Raw genomic sequence first — 14,153 nt, 5'->3', positions numbered from 1 at the left:
TTTGGTCAGGGTAGAGTCCTTGCGGTTATAAATATAATATATTTAAGTTATCCATCTCATAAGATTAATTGATACATGGATCTGAAACAGCTCACCTATCTGCTGGCGGTCAGGGATGCCGGCTCATTTACCAAGGCAGCCAACAGCCTGCATGTGGCACAACCGGCCATCAGCATGGCCATTGCCAAGCTGGAGCAGCAGCTCGAATTGCGGCTGTTTGATCGACAGGACCGGGCGGTACGGCTCACCCCGGAGGGAGAGGTGCTCTGTCGCCATGCCGAGCGCTTGTTGCTGCAGATGCATCAGGCCGAGGCCGAGATGGCCGAGCTCAAGGGGTTGGAGCGGGGGGAGGTGCGGATCGGGATCCCCTATATGATGGGCTCCTACTATTTTCCCCCTCGACTGATGGCCTTCAAGCATCGCTATCCCGGCCTCAAGATCCGGGTCGAAGAGGCCGGCACCCGTGAGCTGCTCAGCCGGATGGTGGATGGCTCCCTCGATCTGGCCATTCTCATCACCAGTGATCTTCCCCCCGCCATCGAGGGGGCACATCTGCTGAGCGAAGAGATGTTGATGGTGGTGGGGGACGATCACCCCTTGCGCGGCGAACCGGCCGTCACCCTCTCGCAGTTCTTTGCTCAGGAGCTGGCGCTGTTTCGCCGTGGTTTTTACCACCGGGAGCATATGGAGGCGCTAGCCCAGAGCCTGGGCGTTGAACCCGATATCGCCTTCGAGAGCAATCTTATCCCTCTGCTCAAGGCGGTGGTGCGGCAAGGTTTTGCGGTGACCACCTTCTTGCGGATGGTGCTGGAAGAGGAGCCGGATCTGAGTGGCGTGCCCTTCGACCCGCCCATCTACCTCGACCTCTGTGTGGCGTGGCGGCGTGGCGATCCGCTATCCATGGCCAACCGTGCCTTGCGTGATTTTCTACTCAAGGAGCGCCCGGCCTGATGGCGGCGGGCCATTGCTGAAAGTTTGTTACTATTAACGGTGGGTTCGCTTGAGGGCTACACCATGAAATTGCAGCAATTGCGCTATATCGTCGAGGTGGCGAACCACAGGCTGAATCTGTCGGCCACCGCCGAGAGCCTCTTTACCTCCCAGCCCGGGATCAGCAAACAGGTGCGGATGCTGGAGGATGAGCTGGGGATCCAGATCTTCGAGCGCAGCGGTAAACACCTGACCCAGATCACTCCCATAGGTCGTGATGTGATCAAAGTGGCCGCGGAGGTGCTGGACAAGGTCGCCACCATCAAGGTCATGGCCAGGCAGCATGTGCATCCGGAGCAGGGAACCCTCACCATTGCCGCCACTCATCTGCAAGCCCGTTATATTCTGCCCGCCATCCTCAAGGGGTTCATGGCCCGCTTTCCCAAAGTTGCCGTAACTGTGATGCAAGGGAGTGCTGCGCAGTGCCGCGCAGCCGTGCATGATGACGCGGCCGATCTGCTGCTGGCGGATGAACCGGAGGAGGGGAGCGATCTGCTTGTGCTCCCCTCTTTTCAGTGGCAACGGGGCTTGGTGCTACCCAAGGATCATCCGTTGGCCAAAGCAACATCGCTGACTCCGGCTGAGCTGGTGGAGTTTGCATTGGTGACCGATGGAAGGGCGCTCTCTGCCGCTCATGGCACTGATTGCGCTCATGCCGAGAGCCGGATCGCCTGCTGTGCGAGCGACAGCGATGTGCTCAAGACCTATGTCAGACAAGGGATGGGCATCGGGGTGATGGCAACTTTTGCCTGGGAGCCCCAGCGCGATGGCGATCTGGTGCTCAAAACGGCGCCCTGGCTACCAGGCTGTGTGGCCGCTATCGGGTTGCGCAGAGGGGCATTTTTATGCGGCTATCTCTACGATCTGATTGAACGTCTCGCGCCGCAATTGACCCGCGAGCGGGTCGAACAATACTGTGCTGCCCGCACTGGCGAAGAGCTTGAAGCTCTGCTGGCCAATTTGACCGTGCCACTTAGATAGCTTGGGTTGATGTGTGGTCATCCCAAGAAAAACGCCTCCCAATGGGAGGCGTTTGACTATCTGTCATTCGTCAATGCAGGCTCACTTCTTCAGCATATGATCCAGCTTGTTGGCCTTGGTCGACAGATAGAACTCGTTGTGGGGGTTGCGCCCTTCCTGCAACGGTACCCGTTCGGCCACCGGAATACCGAAGGATTCCATGGCTTTCATCTTGCGCGGGTTGTTGGTCATCAGTTTGAGAGACTGGACTTCAAGCTGCTTGAGCATATCGGCGCAGATGGTGTAATCGCGCATGTCGGCGGCAAAACCAAGGGCCACGTTGGCCTCCACGGTATCGGCACCCTGATCCTGCAGGTGATAGGCGCGGATCTTGTTGAGCAAGCCGATGCCACGACCCTCTTGACGCACATACAGCAACACGCCACGACCGGCTTTGGCGATATTCTCCATGGCCGCCTGCAACTGGAAACCGCAGTCACAACGGAGGCTGAATAGGGCGTCGCCGGTCAGGCACTCTGAGTGGATCCGGCCCAGCACGGGCTCTTCACCGGTAATGTCGCCCATCACCAGTGCGGCGTGATCTTTGCCTGTGCCGGTTTCCTGAAAACCTACCAGCGTGAAGGTGCCCCAAGGGGTTGGCAATTTTGATTTGGCCACGAGGGTAACGCTGCTCATAGGTTGCTCCTTACTACTAACGGCTCAAAAAAGGGGGCCAGTTTAGCGCGCCTTGTCAGGAACGACCATAAGAACAAGTCCCTGCATTGCTTAATGAAATCTCCAAATGAGATACAAGCACAGCTGTCCGGCGGGGTTTTGGCCCTTTGTGCGGATTGATGACTGCCAGGCTCACCACATTCGGGTATAATCGGCGCCCATTAACCCACCCCTTCGGGATGGGAGCAACACAGTGCAGGAGAGAAGTTATGCCTCAGATGGCCCCCGTAATGACAATTGATGGCCCCAGTGGTGCAGGTAAAGGCACCTTGTGTCAGCTGCTTGCTGAGAAGCTGGGTTGGCACTTGCTGGACTCGGGCGCCATCTATCGGGTGTTGTCCCTGGCCGCCCTGCATCACGATGTAGAGCTGGACAGTGAAGCCTCACTGGTGCCGCTGGCCGCCAATCTGGATGTGCAATTTCAGGTTGAGGGCGATCTGGTCAAGGTGATCCTGGAAGGGGAAGATGTCTCCCGCACCATCCGCACCGAAGAAGTGGGTAATGCTGCCAGTAAAATCGCCGCCTTCCCCCGGGTGCGCGAAGCCTTGCTGCGCCGTCAGCGTGCATTTCGTCAGGCCCCGGGTCTGATTGCCGATGGTCGTGACATGGGCACAGTTGTTTTCCCCGAGGCCGAGGTGAAGATTTTCCTCGACGCCAGTGCCGAAGAGCGGGCCCAGCGTCGCTATAAGCAGTTGCAAGATAAGGGCTTTGATGTTAACTTTGAGCGTCTTTTAACCGAGATTCGGGAACGTGACGATCGCGACAGAAATCGCGCCACTGCACCCCTGAAACCGGCAGAAGATGCTCTGGTGGTAGACTCTACCGCCATGACCATAGATGAAGTGCTGGCAACAGTACTCGCCTATGCAGAGCAACAACTTGGTGATGCCAGCGCAAGCTGACATCCGGTCGTCTGCACCAAGGATGGCGCAGATTATTTAAAACAGCCCCGCTTGTGCCGGATTGCAAGTGGATGTTTCATTTGTGACATAAACAATGATCGAATCTTTTGCTCAACTCTTTGAAGAGTCCCTGAACGCCGTTGAAACCCGTCAAGGTTCCATCGTCAAGGGTACTGTCGTTGCTATCGAGAACGGTTTCGTACTGGTTGACGCCGGTCTGAAATCCGAGTCCGCTATCCCGGCTGAAGAATTCAAGAACGCCATGGGCGAGCTGGAAATCAACGTCGGCGACACCGTTGATGTGGCTCTGGACTCTATCGAAGATGGTTTCGGCGAAACCAAGCTGTCCCGCGAAAAAGCCAAGCGCCACGAAGCCTGGCTGCAGCTTGAGAAGGCTTACGAAGAGCAAGCTACCGTTATCGGTATCATCAACGGCAAGGTCAAGGGTGGTTTCACCGTTGAACTGAACGGCATCCGTGCCTTCCTGCCGGGTTCTCTGGTTGACGTGCGTCCGATCCGTGACACCGCTCACCTGGAAAACAAAGAACTCGAGTTCAAAGTCATCAAGCTGGACCAGAAGCGCAACAACGTTGTTGTTTCCCGTCGTGCCGTGATCGAGACCGAGAACACCTCCGAGCGCGAAAGCCTGCTGGCTAACCTGCAAGAAGGTCAAGAAGTTAAGGGTATCGTCAAGAACCTGACCGACTACGGTGCATTCGTAGATCTGGGCGGTGTTGACGGCCTGCTGCACATCACCGACATGGCGTGGAAGCGCGTTAAGCATCCTTCCGAAATCGTCAACGTTGGCGACGAGATCGCTGTCAAGGTTCTGAAGTTCGACCGCGAGCGTACTCGTGTATCCCTGGGTCTGAAGCAGCTGGGCGAAGATCCCTGGGTTGCTATCGCCAAGCGTTACCCGGAGACCACCCGTCTGTCTGGCCGCGTGACCAACCTGACCGACTACGGCTGCTTCGTTGAAATCGAAGAAGGCGTTGAAGGCCTGGTACACGTATCCGAGATGGATTGGACCAACAAGAACATCCACCCGTCCAAAGTTGTTAACGTTGGCGACGTGGTTGACGTGATGGTTCTGGACATCGACGAAGAGCGTCGTCGTATCTCTCTGGGTCTGAAGCAGTGCAAATCCAACCCGTGGCAGCTGTTTGCCGAAACTCACGCCAAAGGCGACCGTGTTTCCGGCAAGATCAAGTCCATCACTGACTTCGGTATCTTCATCGGTCTGGATGGCGGCATCGACGGCCTGGTTCACCTGTCTGACATCTCCTGGAACAACCAGGGCGAAGAAGCCGTGCGTGAATTCAAGAAAGGCGACGAGATCGAAGCCGTTGTTCTGCAAGTGGATCCGGAGCGTGAGCGCATCTCCCTGGGTGTCAAGCAGATCGAAGAAGACCCGTTCAACAAGTACCTGGCTGACAACAAGAAAGGTGCTATCGTGAAGGGTAAGGTTACCGAGGTTGATGCCAAAGGTGCCGTTATCGAACTGGCTGATGGCGTAGAAGGCTACCTGCGTGCCTCCGACGCTGCTCGTGACCGTGTAGAAGACGCCACTCTGGTGCTGTCTGTTGGTGACGAAGTTGAAGCTAAATTCATGGGCGTTGATCGTAAGAACCGCACCGTAAGCCTGTCTGTCCGTGCTAAGGACGAGGCTGATGAGCGTGTTGCTATCGATAACCTGAACCAGCAAGAAGAAGTTGTGTTCAGCAATGCTATGATGGAAGCGTTCAAAGCCGCCAAGGGTGAGTAATCCTTGATGCAAGAAAAGGGCGGCATTGCGCCGCCCTTTTTTATCCTGGCAAAATGAATATTGCATGTGATCGGGGAAGGAGATTTAACGTTATGACCAAATCAGATCTCATCGAACAACTGGCAGCCAGCCGCATGCATATGCCGGCCAAGGATGTCGAAGCCGCCATCAAGGAGATCCTTGAGCAGATGGCGTCGACCTTGCAAAACGGCGACCGGATTGAAATCCGCGGATTTGGCAGTTTTTCACTGCACTATCGTGCGCCCCGTGTGGGCCGCAACCCCAAGACTGGGGACAAGGTTGAACTGACCGGGAAATATGTCCCGCACTTCAAACCAGGTAAAGAGTTGCGCGAGCGCGTCAACATCATTGAATAATGCAGAAATGGGCATACCTCGGGTATGCCTTTTTTCTTTTTGGCACCGATTCCTGTGCCAATCGTCTTGTTTCTTAAACTCTTTTCCCATTCACTCTAGAGTCTGCCTGCTATTTTAAGGATAATCAGCCTCTCATTAGATACTGACAGGGAGCTCTTATGAAGCGTATTTTGGCCCTCATTCCGCTGGTGCTGGTGTTTGTTCTGACCCTGGCGCTGGGCTCACAAAATGGCCAGCTGGTTCAGTTCAATTACCTGATCGCTCAGGGTGAGTTTTCGCTTGCCATGCTGTTGGGCTTCTTCTTCGCTGGCGGTTTTTTGCTGGGCTGGCTGGTATTCGGCCTGCTGTTCCTGCGCCTGAAAATGCAAAACCGCACCCTCAACCGCACCATGCGTCGTCAATCCCGCGAGTTGGAGCTGGCCCGGTCACCGGGTAAGGAATAATGTTCCTCAATGCTTGAACTGCTTTTCCTGCTGTTGCCCATCGCCGCCGGTTATGGTTGGTACATGGGTCGCAGGAGTGTTCGCCAGGACACCCAAAAACAGAGTAACCAGTTTTCCCGCCAGTATGTGGCGGGCCTCAACTATTTGCTGTCCGATGAATCCGACAAGGCGGTGGATCTCTTTATCCAGCTGCTTGAGGTGGACAGTGAAACCATCGAAACACACCTCTCCCTCGGCAACCTGTTTCGCCAGCGTGGGGAGGTCGATCGTGCCATCAAGATCCACCAGAACCTGGTAACCCGCCAGCTGACCCGGGAGCAGCGACAGCTTGCCCTGCAGGAGCTTGCGCGCGACTTTTTGGCTGCTGGTCTGCTGGACCGAGCGGAAGCGCTCTGGAATGAGCTGTGTGATGACAGCGACTATGAAGAGACGGCGCTGGCACAGTTGTTGATTATCCATCAGCAGTTGCGGGACTGGGATAAGGCCATCGATGTGGCGGTTCGTCTGCAAAAATTCCAGGGCAAGAAGCTGGCCGACCCCATCTCCCATTTCTATTGCGAGCAAGCCGAGATCGCGCTGCGTGAGGGCAATAAAGGGGAGGGGCTGGCCAAGCTCAAACGGGCGCTCAGTATCAATCCGGCATGTGCCCGGGCCAGTTTGCGCCTCGCTGAGCTCGCCATGGCAGAGGGGGAGTATGAGCAGGCCAGCAAGGAGCTGCTGCGGGTGTTCGAGCAGGATATCGACTTTGCCTCCGAGGCGATGCCCAAATTGCTCGAGTGCTATCAGCAGTTGGGGCGCACGCCTGCGTTGATCCCGCTGCTTGAGAAGGCAGTGGAAGATCACGCCGGTGTCAGCGTGACCCTGGCCCTTGCCAAGCTGGTTGAAGAGCGTGATGGCCTGAGTCAGGCCCGTTCGCTGGTGCTGCGTCAGCTGCGTCGTCATCCCTCGATGAAAGGTTTTTACCAGTTGGTGGGTTTTCAACTGGCCAGTGCGGAGGAGGGGCCTGCCAAGGAGAGCCTCGAGCTTCTGCAACAGCTGGTCGGCGAGCAGATAAAAATCAAGTCAACCCACAAGTGTCGGCAGTGCGGCTTTGCCACTCACTCGTTGTTCTGGCAGTGCCCGTCTTGTCGCCAGTGGGGTTCCATCAAGCCGATCCGCGGTCTGGACGGTGAATAACAAGCAATAGGATGTGAGATGCAAGATCCCAAAGTACTGGTAGCGCTGGATTATCAGCACGAGGCAGATGCCTTAGCGTTCGTTGAACGTATCTCTCCGGCCCAGTGCCGTCTCAAGGTAGGCAAGGAGATGTTTACCCTGTTTGGCCCGCAGTTTGTACGTCAGCTGGTGGCCAAGGGATTCGATGTCTTTCTGGATCTGAAGTTTCACGATATTCCCAATACTGTTGCCAAAGCCGTGGCAGCCAGTGCCGAGCTCGGTGTCTGGATGGTAAACGTGCATGCCAGTGGTGGTGAGCGGATGATGCGTGCCGCCAAAGAGGCGCTACTGCCTTATGGCGACAAGGCCCCCCTGCTTATCGGCGTGACCGTGCTGACCAGCATGGAGCAGTCCGACATGATCCCTCTTGGTCTGGATGTGAGCCCTGCCGAGCAGGTGATCCGACTAGCTACCTTGACCAAAGCATCCGGTCTGGATGGGGTGGTCTGCTCCGCCAACGAGGCCCATGAGCTGAAAGCCTTGTTGGGCGCCGATTTCAAGCTGGTGACCCCGGGTATTCGCCCGACCGGTTCAGCAGCCGGGGATCAGCGCCGGGTGATGACACCGAAAGCGGCGGTCGAGGCGGGGTCCGATTATCTGGTTATCGGTCGCCCCATTACGCAGGCTGCCGATCCGGCCGCCATGCTGGCCAGCATCAATGCCGAGCTGGTTGGTGCGTAACAGGCTCACTCAGTGATACGCGGTGCAGGCCGAGCAACAGGCCTGCACCGGCCCCGATAAGATGAGAGCCGATGTGTACCCTGGCATTGATCAGGGTGGAGATCGGACTCTCTCCCGCGTTGTAGAAGTCCATCGCCAGCTTGAGCCCCATCCCTGCCAACAGTAGCCAGCCCGACGTGAGGCGTCCGTGGCGGATATCCTGCATTGCCCCCCAGACAAACAGACCATGCAGCGAGCCGGATAGTCCCATGTACCACTGGGTCTGCGGGCACCACCACCAGATCCCCAAGCCCACTGCCAGCCAGAGCAGCAACATCAGCAGCGGCAGGCGAGCCCCACCCAGATAGTCGCGAAACAGGCTATAGAGGATGGCGAGGCCGCCCAGATTGAGCAGCAGGTGCCACAGATTGGTATGAGCCAGATTGCCTGTTATGATCCGCCACCCTTCGCCCCCGGCGATCAAGGGCCGATCGAAGGAGAGCTGAAGATTGGGAACGGTAAAGAAGAGTAGCAAGCTGGTGAGAGAGAGCGTGATAACCCAGAGCAATCCAGATTTGTCTGACAACATGAAACAGTCCAACGACAAGAACAGTCGATACTGTACACGTTGCACCCGAGCCCTCAAAGCCTGCCTGTGCGATTATATTGTGCCGGTTGACAATCACACGCCCCTCTACATCTTGCAGCACCCCAACGAGGTGGCACATCCCAAGGGGACTGCGGCGCTGCTGGTGGCCTCTTTGCAACAGTGCGAGATCCATGTGGGGGAGGACTTTTCCCGCGATGAGTGGCTCAATGTGCTGCTGGCTGACCAATCCCGTCGTTATTATTTGCTCTGGCCGGATGAGGATGCCATTTCGCTGACCGATCTTCGCCAGCAGTGGGAGAGTGAATCCTCTGGCTCCGCATCAGTCGCCTTTATCTTGCTTGACGGCACCTGGCGCAAAGCCTATCGCATGTTGCAGAGCAACCCGGCACTGGCCCGCTTGCCCCGCATCGGCATTGGTGCCATTGCCGGTCAATATGCCATTCGAAAGAAACCCTTTCCCGATGCCCTCTCTACCATAGAGGCGGGCTATCACCTCTTGTCCCGGTGGGAGGGGAGGCCGGAGCGCTATGCGCCCTTGCTGACCCTGTTCAATCGGTTGAATACCCAGTGGCAGGACTTTGCCGAAGGCCGCCGCGCGTGACATTTGAAGGAGTTATCAAGATGAAAAAAGCAGTCGTGGTTTTCAGCGGTGGTCAGGACAGCACTACTTGTCTGGTGCAGGCATTGGCCCGGTATGATGAAGTGCACGCCATCACCTTTGACTATGGCCAGCGCCATCGGGAAGAGATCGACACCGCGCGCCGCCTGGGCAGTGCATTGGGGATTGCCGCCCACAAGGTGATGGATGTAACGCTGCTCAATGAGCTGGCGGTCTCTGCCCTGACCCGTGACGACATTCCTGTCAGCTGCGAGCTGCAGGATAACGGGCTGCCCAACACCTTCGTGCCGGGCCGCAATATCCTGTTCCTGACCCTGGCCTCTATCTATGCCTATCAGGTGGGCGCCGAAGCGGTGATCACCGGTGTATGCGAGACCGACTTCTCCGGCTATCCCGATTGCCGTGACGAGTTCGTCAAGGCCCTCAATCAGGCGGTGTCGCTGGGGCTGGATCGCGGGATCCGTTTTGAAACTCCCCTGATGTGGCTCGACAAGGCCGAGACCTGGGCACTGGCTGATCACTATGGTCACCTCGACACGGTGCGCCAGCAGACCCTGACCTGCTACAACGGCATTGCCGGTGACGGTTGCGGCACGTGTCCTGCGTGTGAACTGCGCCGTCGCGGCCTGAACAACTATCTGGCCGACAAGGCGGGCATCATGGCCAGACTGTTTGAGAAAACCGGGCTGGGCGAGAAAAGCGCAGAGTGAGCCTGCGTCTTGCCGTGGCTTGGGGTATAATTCGCGACTTTTGCAACAAGCCGTGATCGAGATGCACTACCCAATCAACGAGATTTTCCAGACCATCCAGGGGGAGGGCATCTTTACCGGCCTGCCCGCCATCTTTGTTCGCCTGCAGGGTTGCCCGGTGGGCTGCCCCTGGTGCGATACCCGTCATACCTGGGTTGTTGATCCGGCTCGTGAAGTGGGCAAGGCGGCGGTGCTGGATCGCTCCAACGAATCCGATTGTTGGAGCCAACTTAGCACCGCGCAGATTATCAAGAGCTTTACCGACCTGGGTTATCAGGCGCGCCATGTGGTGATCACCGGTGGCGAGCCCTGCCTCTACGATCTGCACGAACTCTCGTCAGCCCTGCTGGCGGCGGGCTATCAGGTGCAGATTGAAACCAGTGGCACCAGCGAGATCAAGACCCATGAGCAGACCTGGGTGACCGTCTCCCCCAAAATTGGCATGAAAGGGGGGCTGCCTGTGCTGGTCTCGGCGCTGGAGCGGGCCAACGAGATCAAGCATCCGGTGGCCACCGAGCACCATATTGAAGAGCTGGATACGCTGCTCGCTACCGCTACCCTGCGCCCTGATGTGGTCATTGCCTTGCAGCCGATCAGCCAGAAACCACGGGCCACCCAATTGGCGATGGATACCTGTATTGCGCGTAACTGGCGACTCTCAATCCAGACTCATAAATATCTGGATATCGATTAATATGGATTGGCTATCCGACGAACAGGTGCTGCTGACTCTGACCAACAAGATGCCTTACGGTAAATATCAGGGGCGGCGTATCATCGATATTCCCGAGCCCTATCTGGTGTGGATGGCGCGCAGCGGTTTTCCTGCGGGTAAATTGGGCCAGACGCTGGTGTTGGCTTACGAAATCAAACTCAATGGACTCGAATCCATGATTATTCCCATTATTAACAGGATGTCGGTATGAGAATATATACAAGGCAGGGCGACAAGGGCATGACCCGGCTGGCCGATGGTATCCCATTGCCCAAGGATCATTTGCGGGTCGAGACCTACGGTTATATCGATGAGCTTAACTCCCATATTGGCTTGCTGATTTGTGACGTGCCGTCGCAAGAGATCGGTTTATTGGCTGATTTACAGCTGTTGCAACAGGAGTTGTTTGATCTGGGGGGGAGTTGGCATTCTCCAGCGACGCCCAGAATGAATCAATTTGGCAAGTTAATGCCGCCTGGACCACTCGCCTTGAACAGCAGATAGATCGTTATAGTGAGCCATTGCCGCCGCTGCGCCAATTTATATTGCCCGGTGGTTCCCGTGCCGCGGCGCAAGCGCATGTGGTGCGTACTCTGGTGCGTCATTGCGAGCGCTTGCTGCTGACATTGAGCCGGGAAGAGCGGGTCAATCCCGAGGTGCTGCCCTATCTGAACCGGATGAGTGACTGGTTCTTTACCGTTGCCCGCTATCTCATCTGCGTAGCAGGGGATCGTGAAGTGCTGTGGGTCAAGGCAGCAGATCGCCCGCAATCGGCTATCTGATATGTCACATTTAAGCGGCAATAAAAAACCTCGCCTTGGCGAGGTTTTTTATTAGCAACGAGATTGAGATCAGATAGCAAAGTCTTCCAGTGATTTGCCTGCTGCCACTGCGCTGGCAATAGCCGAAGGCATACGGCCCTGGCCGGTCCAGGTTTTCTCTACGCCATTATCCTGATAGCGATATTTGGCCGGACGTGGCGCCCGCTTGGCTTTTTCTGATTTGCCGGGGTTGGTAGCGACAGCGCTTACCAATTCTGCCGGGTCAATACCGGCGGCTTTCAGCATTTCGCTATATTCGTTAATTTTCCGCAGATGCTCTTCACGGGCCTGACGCTCGGCAGCTTCATCCTGCTGACGCTCAGCAACGATCGCAGAGAGTTTTTCCAGTGCCTCTTCCAGTTGTTCCAGAGAAAGTTCGCGGCAGGTCGCACGCAGACTGCGGATATTAAGCAGTACCTTTAAAAATTCATTCATAGGAGTTACCACGTCGAGTCAGAGAAAAATATTATGTTCTAGCTGATTCTTGCTTGGCGATTTAAATAAGTCAAGCCGGGTTAAATATTATATCCGTGGGGAACATCAATACAGATATTTAATATGGCCAGCAATAGGCTTGGTGATTGGATGCCAATGAAACCGCAGTAGGTGAAAATAGCGTCAAAGCTGGCGTTGTTGCATCATTTGACTACCATTTTCCGACCTTGATCTGTTTATCATGACTATTTAATCAAAAAACTTGCTATAAGCTGCCATCTCGATAAAATGTGCGGCGAATACCTTTAAGTAGAGGCGCGCTGCCTATGAGTATTTGTGCGGAGGGTGATGCCTGTGATGCACAAGGAAAGGAGTCAGCGCCGAAGTGGCCAGGCCATCATACCGGGCTGCTGGTTCTGCATCTAATAGGTGCAGGACTGCCATAGTCATCCACTATGGAGCGCTACCTGAAGGGGCTGAGGAGTATGACCTCCCCATAGGTTTTGTTTCTTTAGATCCTCTCGGTAGATCTCCACCTGTAATCTTTAGGTGCAAAGAGATCATGGACATTAGTCATTTCGCCGACTCCGGTTGGTCTGTTCTTCCCCCCCTGTTGGCTGTCGCGTTGGCGATCCTGACCCGCCGCGTGCTGTTGTCCCTTGGTGTGGGCATCGTTACCGGCAGTCTGCTGCTCAATCAGTTTTCGCCCCTCGAATCCCTGCATTACATGTTGAATACCGTGCTCAAGATCTTCTGGGTCGATGGCGCACTCAATCGTGACAACGTCAACATGATCCTGTTTATGCTGCTGCTGGGTGGCCTCATCAGCCTGATGAGTGTCTCAGGGGCGACCCGTGCCTTTGCCGAGTGGGCCGAGCGTCGTGCCAAGACCCGCAAGGGCGCCAAAGCGCTGACCGGTATGATGGTGTTTGCTTTCTTTATCGATGACTTCTTCCACAGTCTGTCGGTGGGGGCCATCTGCCGTCCGGTGACCGACCGCTTCCAGATCTCCCGTGCCAAACTGGCCTATCTGCTGGACTCCACCGCGGCGCCGGTCTGCGTGCTGATGCCCATCTCCTCCTGGGGCGCCTATATCATCGCCCTGGTGGGCGGCATCATGGCGGCCCACGGTCTGACCGAGCAGAGCCCCATCGCGGCGTTTGTCGAGATGATCCCGATGAACCTCTACGCCGTCTTCACCCTGATCATGGTGCTGGTGGTGATTGCATTCCAACTCGACATCGGCCCGATGCGTCAACACGAAGCGTGGGCGCTGGAAGGCAAGCTGTGGGATGAGTCCAAGGGCCGCCCCATCGGTCTGGATATGGAGAGCCCGGAGGAGAGCAACGGCGGCATGATCGACATGGTACTGCCGATCCTGACCCTGACCGCCGCCACCATCTATTTCATGATTGATTCCGGTGCTGCGGTGCTGAGCGAGAAAGGGCTGCCGTTCAGCGTGCTCGGTTCGTTCGAAAATACCAACGTCGGCTCTTCGCTGGTCTACGGTGCCCTGTGCAGTCTGGTGGTCTCCATCGGTCTGGCGATGCGCCTGAAGCTGGGTGCCAAGAACTGGATCAAGGCCGCTCCGCAGGGCGTCATGGCCATGCTGCCAGCCATCAACATCCTGCTGTTTGCCTGGACCATAGGTGCCGTGGTGCGCGACGTGGAGACCGGCAAGTACCTGGCTTCGCTGGCTAACGGCAACCTGCCGATCGAAGTGCTGCCTGCTGTGGTCTTTATCCTCTCCTGTGCCATGGCGTTTGCCACCGGTACCAGCTGGGGTACCTTCGGCATCATGCTGCCGCTGGCCGGTGACATGGCCGCCGCCAGTGACATCAGCCTGATGCTGCCGATGCTGGCGGCGGTACTGGCTGGCTCGGTGTTCGGGGATCACAGCTCACCCATCTCCAGCACCAGCATCCTCTCTGCCACCGGTGCCGGCTGTCATCACATCGATCACGTGATGACCCAGCTGCCCTATGCACTGGCCATCGCCTTCGGCGCGGCCATCGGTTACCTGGCGATGGGCTTGATGCACTCCAGCCTGGCCGGTTTCAGTGTCAGTGCCCTCTGGTTCGTGCTCTTTACCAGCTATCACCTGAAAAAGGCCAAAGCGCGGCCAGTGCTGGCAGCCGCATAACATTTATAGAGCAA

16 protein-coding genes, 1 pseudogene and 1 riboswitch are annotated in these 14,153 nt (G+C 56.5%); of the genes and pseudogenes, 14 read left to right on the top strand and 3 right to left on the bottom strand.

Going from position 1 to position 14,153, the window contains the following annotated elements:
- The first annotated feature begins 75 nt into the window (after positions 1-75).
- Positions 76-951: a LysR family transcriptional regulator gene (locus ACTG2S_RS13605; RefSeq protein ID WP_005337156.1), complete on the top strand. Its 876-nt coding sequence runs from the start codon at positions 76-78 to the stop codon at positions 949-951.
- A gap of 63 nt (positions 952-1,014) precedes the next feature.
- On the top strand, positions 1,015-1,971 hold the full coding sequence (locus ACTG2S_RS13600) for a LysR substrate-binding domain-containing protein (RefSeq protein ID WP_439982633.1): 957 nt from the start codon (positions 1,015-1,017) through the stop codon (positions 1,969-1,971).
- An 81-nt stretch (positions 1,972-2,052) separates the two neighbouring features.
- Here ACTG2S_RS13600 and ribA read toward each other — a convergent pair whose 3' ends face one another.
- Positions 2,053-2,646 carry a GTP cyclohydrolase II gene (ribA, locus tag ACTG2S_RS13595; RefSeq protein WP_274161822.1) on the bottom strand — a complete coding sequence of 198 codons (594 nt, stop codon included), beginning with the start codon at positions 2,644-2,646 and terminating at the stop codon, positions 2,053-2,055.
- A 248-nt stretch (positions 2,647-2,894) separates the two neighbouring features.
- Between ribA and cmk the strand changes: the two genes are divergently transcribed.
- The 6 genes from cmk (at position 2,895) to pyrF (ending at position 8,068) form a co-directional block, all read left to right on the top strand.
- Positions 2,895-3,587: a (d)CMP kinase gene (gene cmk / locus ACTG2S_RS13590; protein WP_019444698.1), complete on the top strand. Its 693-nt coding sequence runs from the start codon at positions 2,895-2,897 to the stop codon at positions 3,585-3,587.
- Positions 3,588-3,681: 94 nt separating this feature from the next.
- The gene (rpsA, locus tag ACTG2S_RS13585) at positions 3,682-5,352 is read left to right on the top strand and encodes a 30S ribosomal protein S1 (protein ID WP_005337148.1); all 1,671 of its coding nucleotides are present in this window, start codon (positions 3,682-3,684) and stop codon (positions 5,350-5,352) included.
- 92 nt (positions 5,353-5,444) lie between these two features.
- On the top strand, positions 5,445-5,729 hold the full coding sequence (gene ihfB / locus ACTG2S_RS13580; protein WP_005299934.1) for an integration host factor subunit beta: 285 nt from the start codon (positions 5,445-5,447) through the stop codon (positions 5,727-5,729).
- A gap of 158 nt (positions 5,730-5,887) precedes the next feature.
- Complete coding sequence (locus ACTG2S_RS13575; protein ID WP_005337143.1) at positions 5,888-6,172, top strand: LapA family protein; 285 nt, start codon at positions 5,888-5,890, stop codon at positions 6,170-6,172.
- A 9-nt stretch (positions 6,173-6,181) separates the two neighbouring features.
- Positions 6,182-7,348 carry a lipopolysaccharide assembly protein LapB gene (lapB, locus tag ACTG2S_RS13570; protein ID WP_005346478.1) on the top strand — a complete coding sequence of 389 codons (1,167 nt, stop codon included), beginning with the start codon at positions 6,182-6,184 and terminating at the stop codon, positions 7,346-7,348.
- Positions 7,349-7,366: 18 nt separating this feature from the next.
- Positions 7,367-8,068, top strand: a complete 702-nt coding sequence (gene pyrF / locus ACTG2S_RS13565; RefSeq protein WP_021231398.1) for an orotidine-5'-phosphate decarboxylase — start codon at positions 7,367-7,369, stop codon at positions 8,066-8,068.
- Here the strand turns inward: pyrF and rrtA are convergent.
- Complete coding sequence (gene rrtA / locus ACTG2S_RS13560) at positions 8,043-8,636, bottom strand: rhombosortase (protein WP_236396890.1); 594 nt, start codon at positions 8,634-8,636, stop codon at positions 8,043-8,045. The two genes, pyrF and rrtA, sit on opposite strands and share 26 nt — an antisense overlap.
- Between rrtA and ACTG2S_RS13555 the strand changes: the two genes are divergently transcribed.
- The 5 genes and pseudogenes from ACTG2S_RS13555 (at position 8,635) to ACTG2S_RS13535 (ending at position 11,522) form a co-directional block, all read left to right on the top strand.
- Positions 8,635-9,258, top strand: a complete 624-nt coding sequence (locus ACTG2S_RS13555) for a tRNA-uridine aminocarboxypropyltransferase (protein ID WP_236396892.1) — start codon at positions 8,635-8,637, stop codon at positions 9,256-9,258. The two genes, rrtA and ACTG2S_RS13555, sit on opposite strands and share 2 nt — an antisense overlap.
- Before the next feature lie 20 nt (positions 9,259-9,278).
- Positions 9,279-9,986, top strand: coding sequence for a 7-cyano-7-deazaguanine synthase QueC (gene queC, locus ACTG2S_RS13550; protein WP_005337128.1), 708 nt, complete (start codon positions 9,279-9,281; stop codon positions 9,984-9,986).
- Between the two features lie 61 nt (positions 9,987-10,047).
- Complete coding sequence (gene queE / locus ACTG2S_RS13545) at positions 10,048-10,719, top strand: 7-carboxy-7-deazaguanine synthase QueE (protein WP_019444695.1); 672 nt, start codon at positions 10,048-10,050, stop codon at positions 10,717-10,719.
- Between the two features lies 1 nt (position 10,720).
- Positions 10,721-10,951, top strand: coding sequence for a DUF3820 family protein (locus ACTG2S_RS13540; protein WP_274161824.1), 231 nt, complete (start codon positions 10,721-10,723; stop codon positions 10,949-10,951).
- Positions 10,948-11,522, top strand: a pseudogene (locus ACTG2S_RS13535) (cob(I)yrinic acid a,c-diamide adenosyltransferase). Before ACTG2S_RS13540 ends, ACTG2S_RS13535 begins: the two are co-directional and overlap by 4 nt.
- Before the next feature lie 69 nt (positions 11,523-11,591).
- Here ACTG2S_RS13535 and ACTG2S_RS13530 read toward each other — a convergent pair.
- The gene (locus ACTG2S_RS13530; protein ID WP_005337123.1) at positions 11,592-11,996 is read right to left on the bottom strand and encodes an H-NS family histone-like protein; all 405 of its coding nucleotides are present in this window, start codon (positions 11,994-11,996) and stop codon (positions 11,592-11,594) included.
- Between the two features lie 302 nt (positions 11,997-12,298).
- Positions 12,299-12,470, top strand: a riboswitch (Lysine riboswitch).
- Positions 12,471-12,558: 88 nt separating this feature from the next.
- Here ACTG2S_RS13530 and ACTG2S_RS13525 point away from each other — a divergent pair.
- Positions 12,559-14,139 carry a Na+/H+ antiporter NhaC family protein gene (locus ACTG2S_RS13525; RefSeq protein WP_274161825.1) on the top strand — a complete coding sequence of 527 codons (1,581 nt, stop codon included), beginning with the start codon at positions 12,559-12,561 and terminating at the stop codon, positions 14,137-14,139.
- The last annotated feature ends 14 nt before the right edge of the window (positions 14,140-14,153 follow it).

Source organism: Aeromonas sp. 82P, from assembly GCF_051919365.1.
Lineage (GTDB): Bacteria > Pseudomonadota > Gammaproteobacteria > Enterobacterales > Aeromonadaceae > Aeromonas > Aeromonas veronii.
The sequence above is the reverse complement of the archived record's forward strand: the minus strand, read 5'-3'. Positions and strand labels throughout refer to the sequence as shown.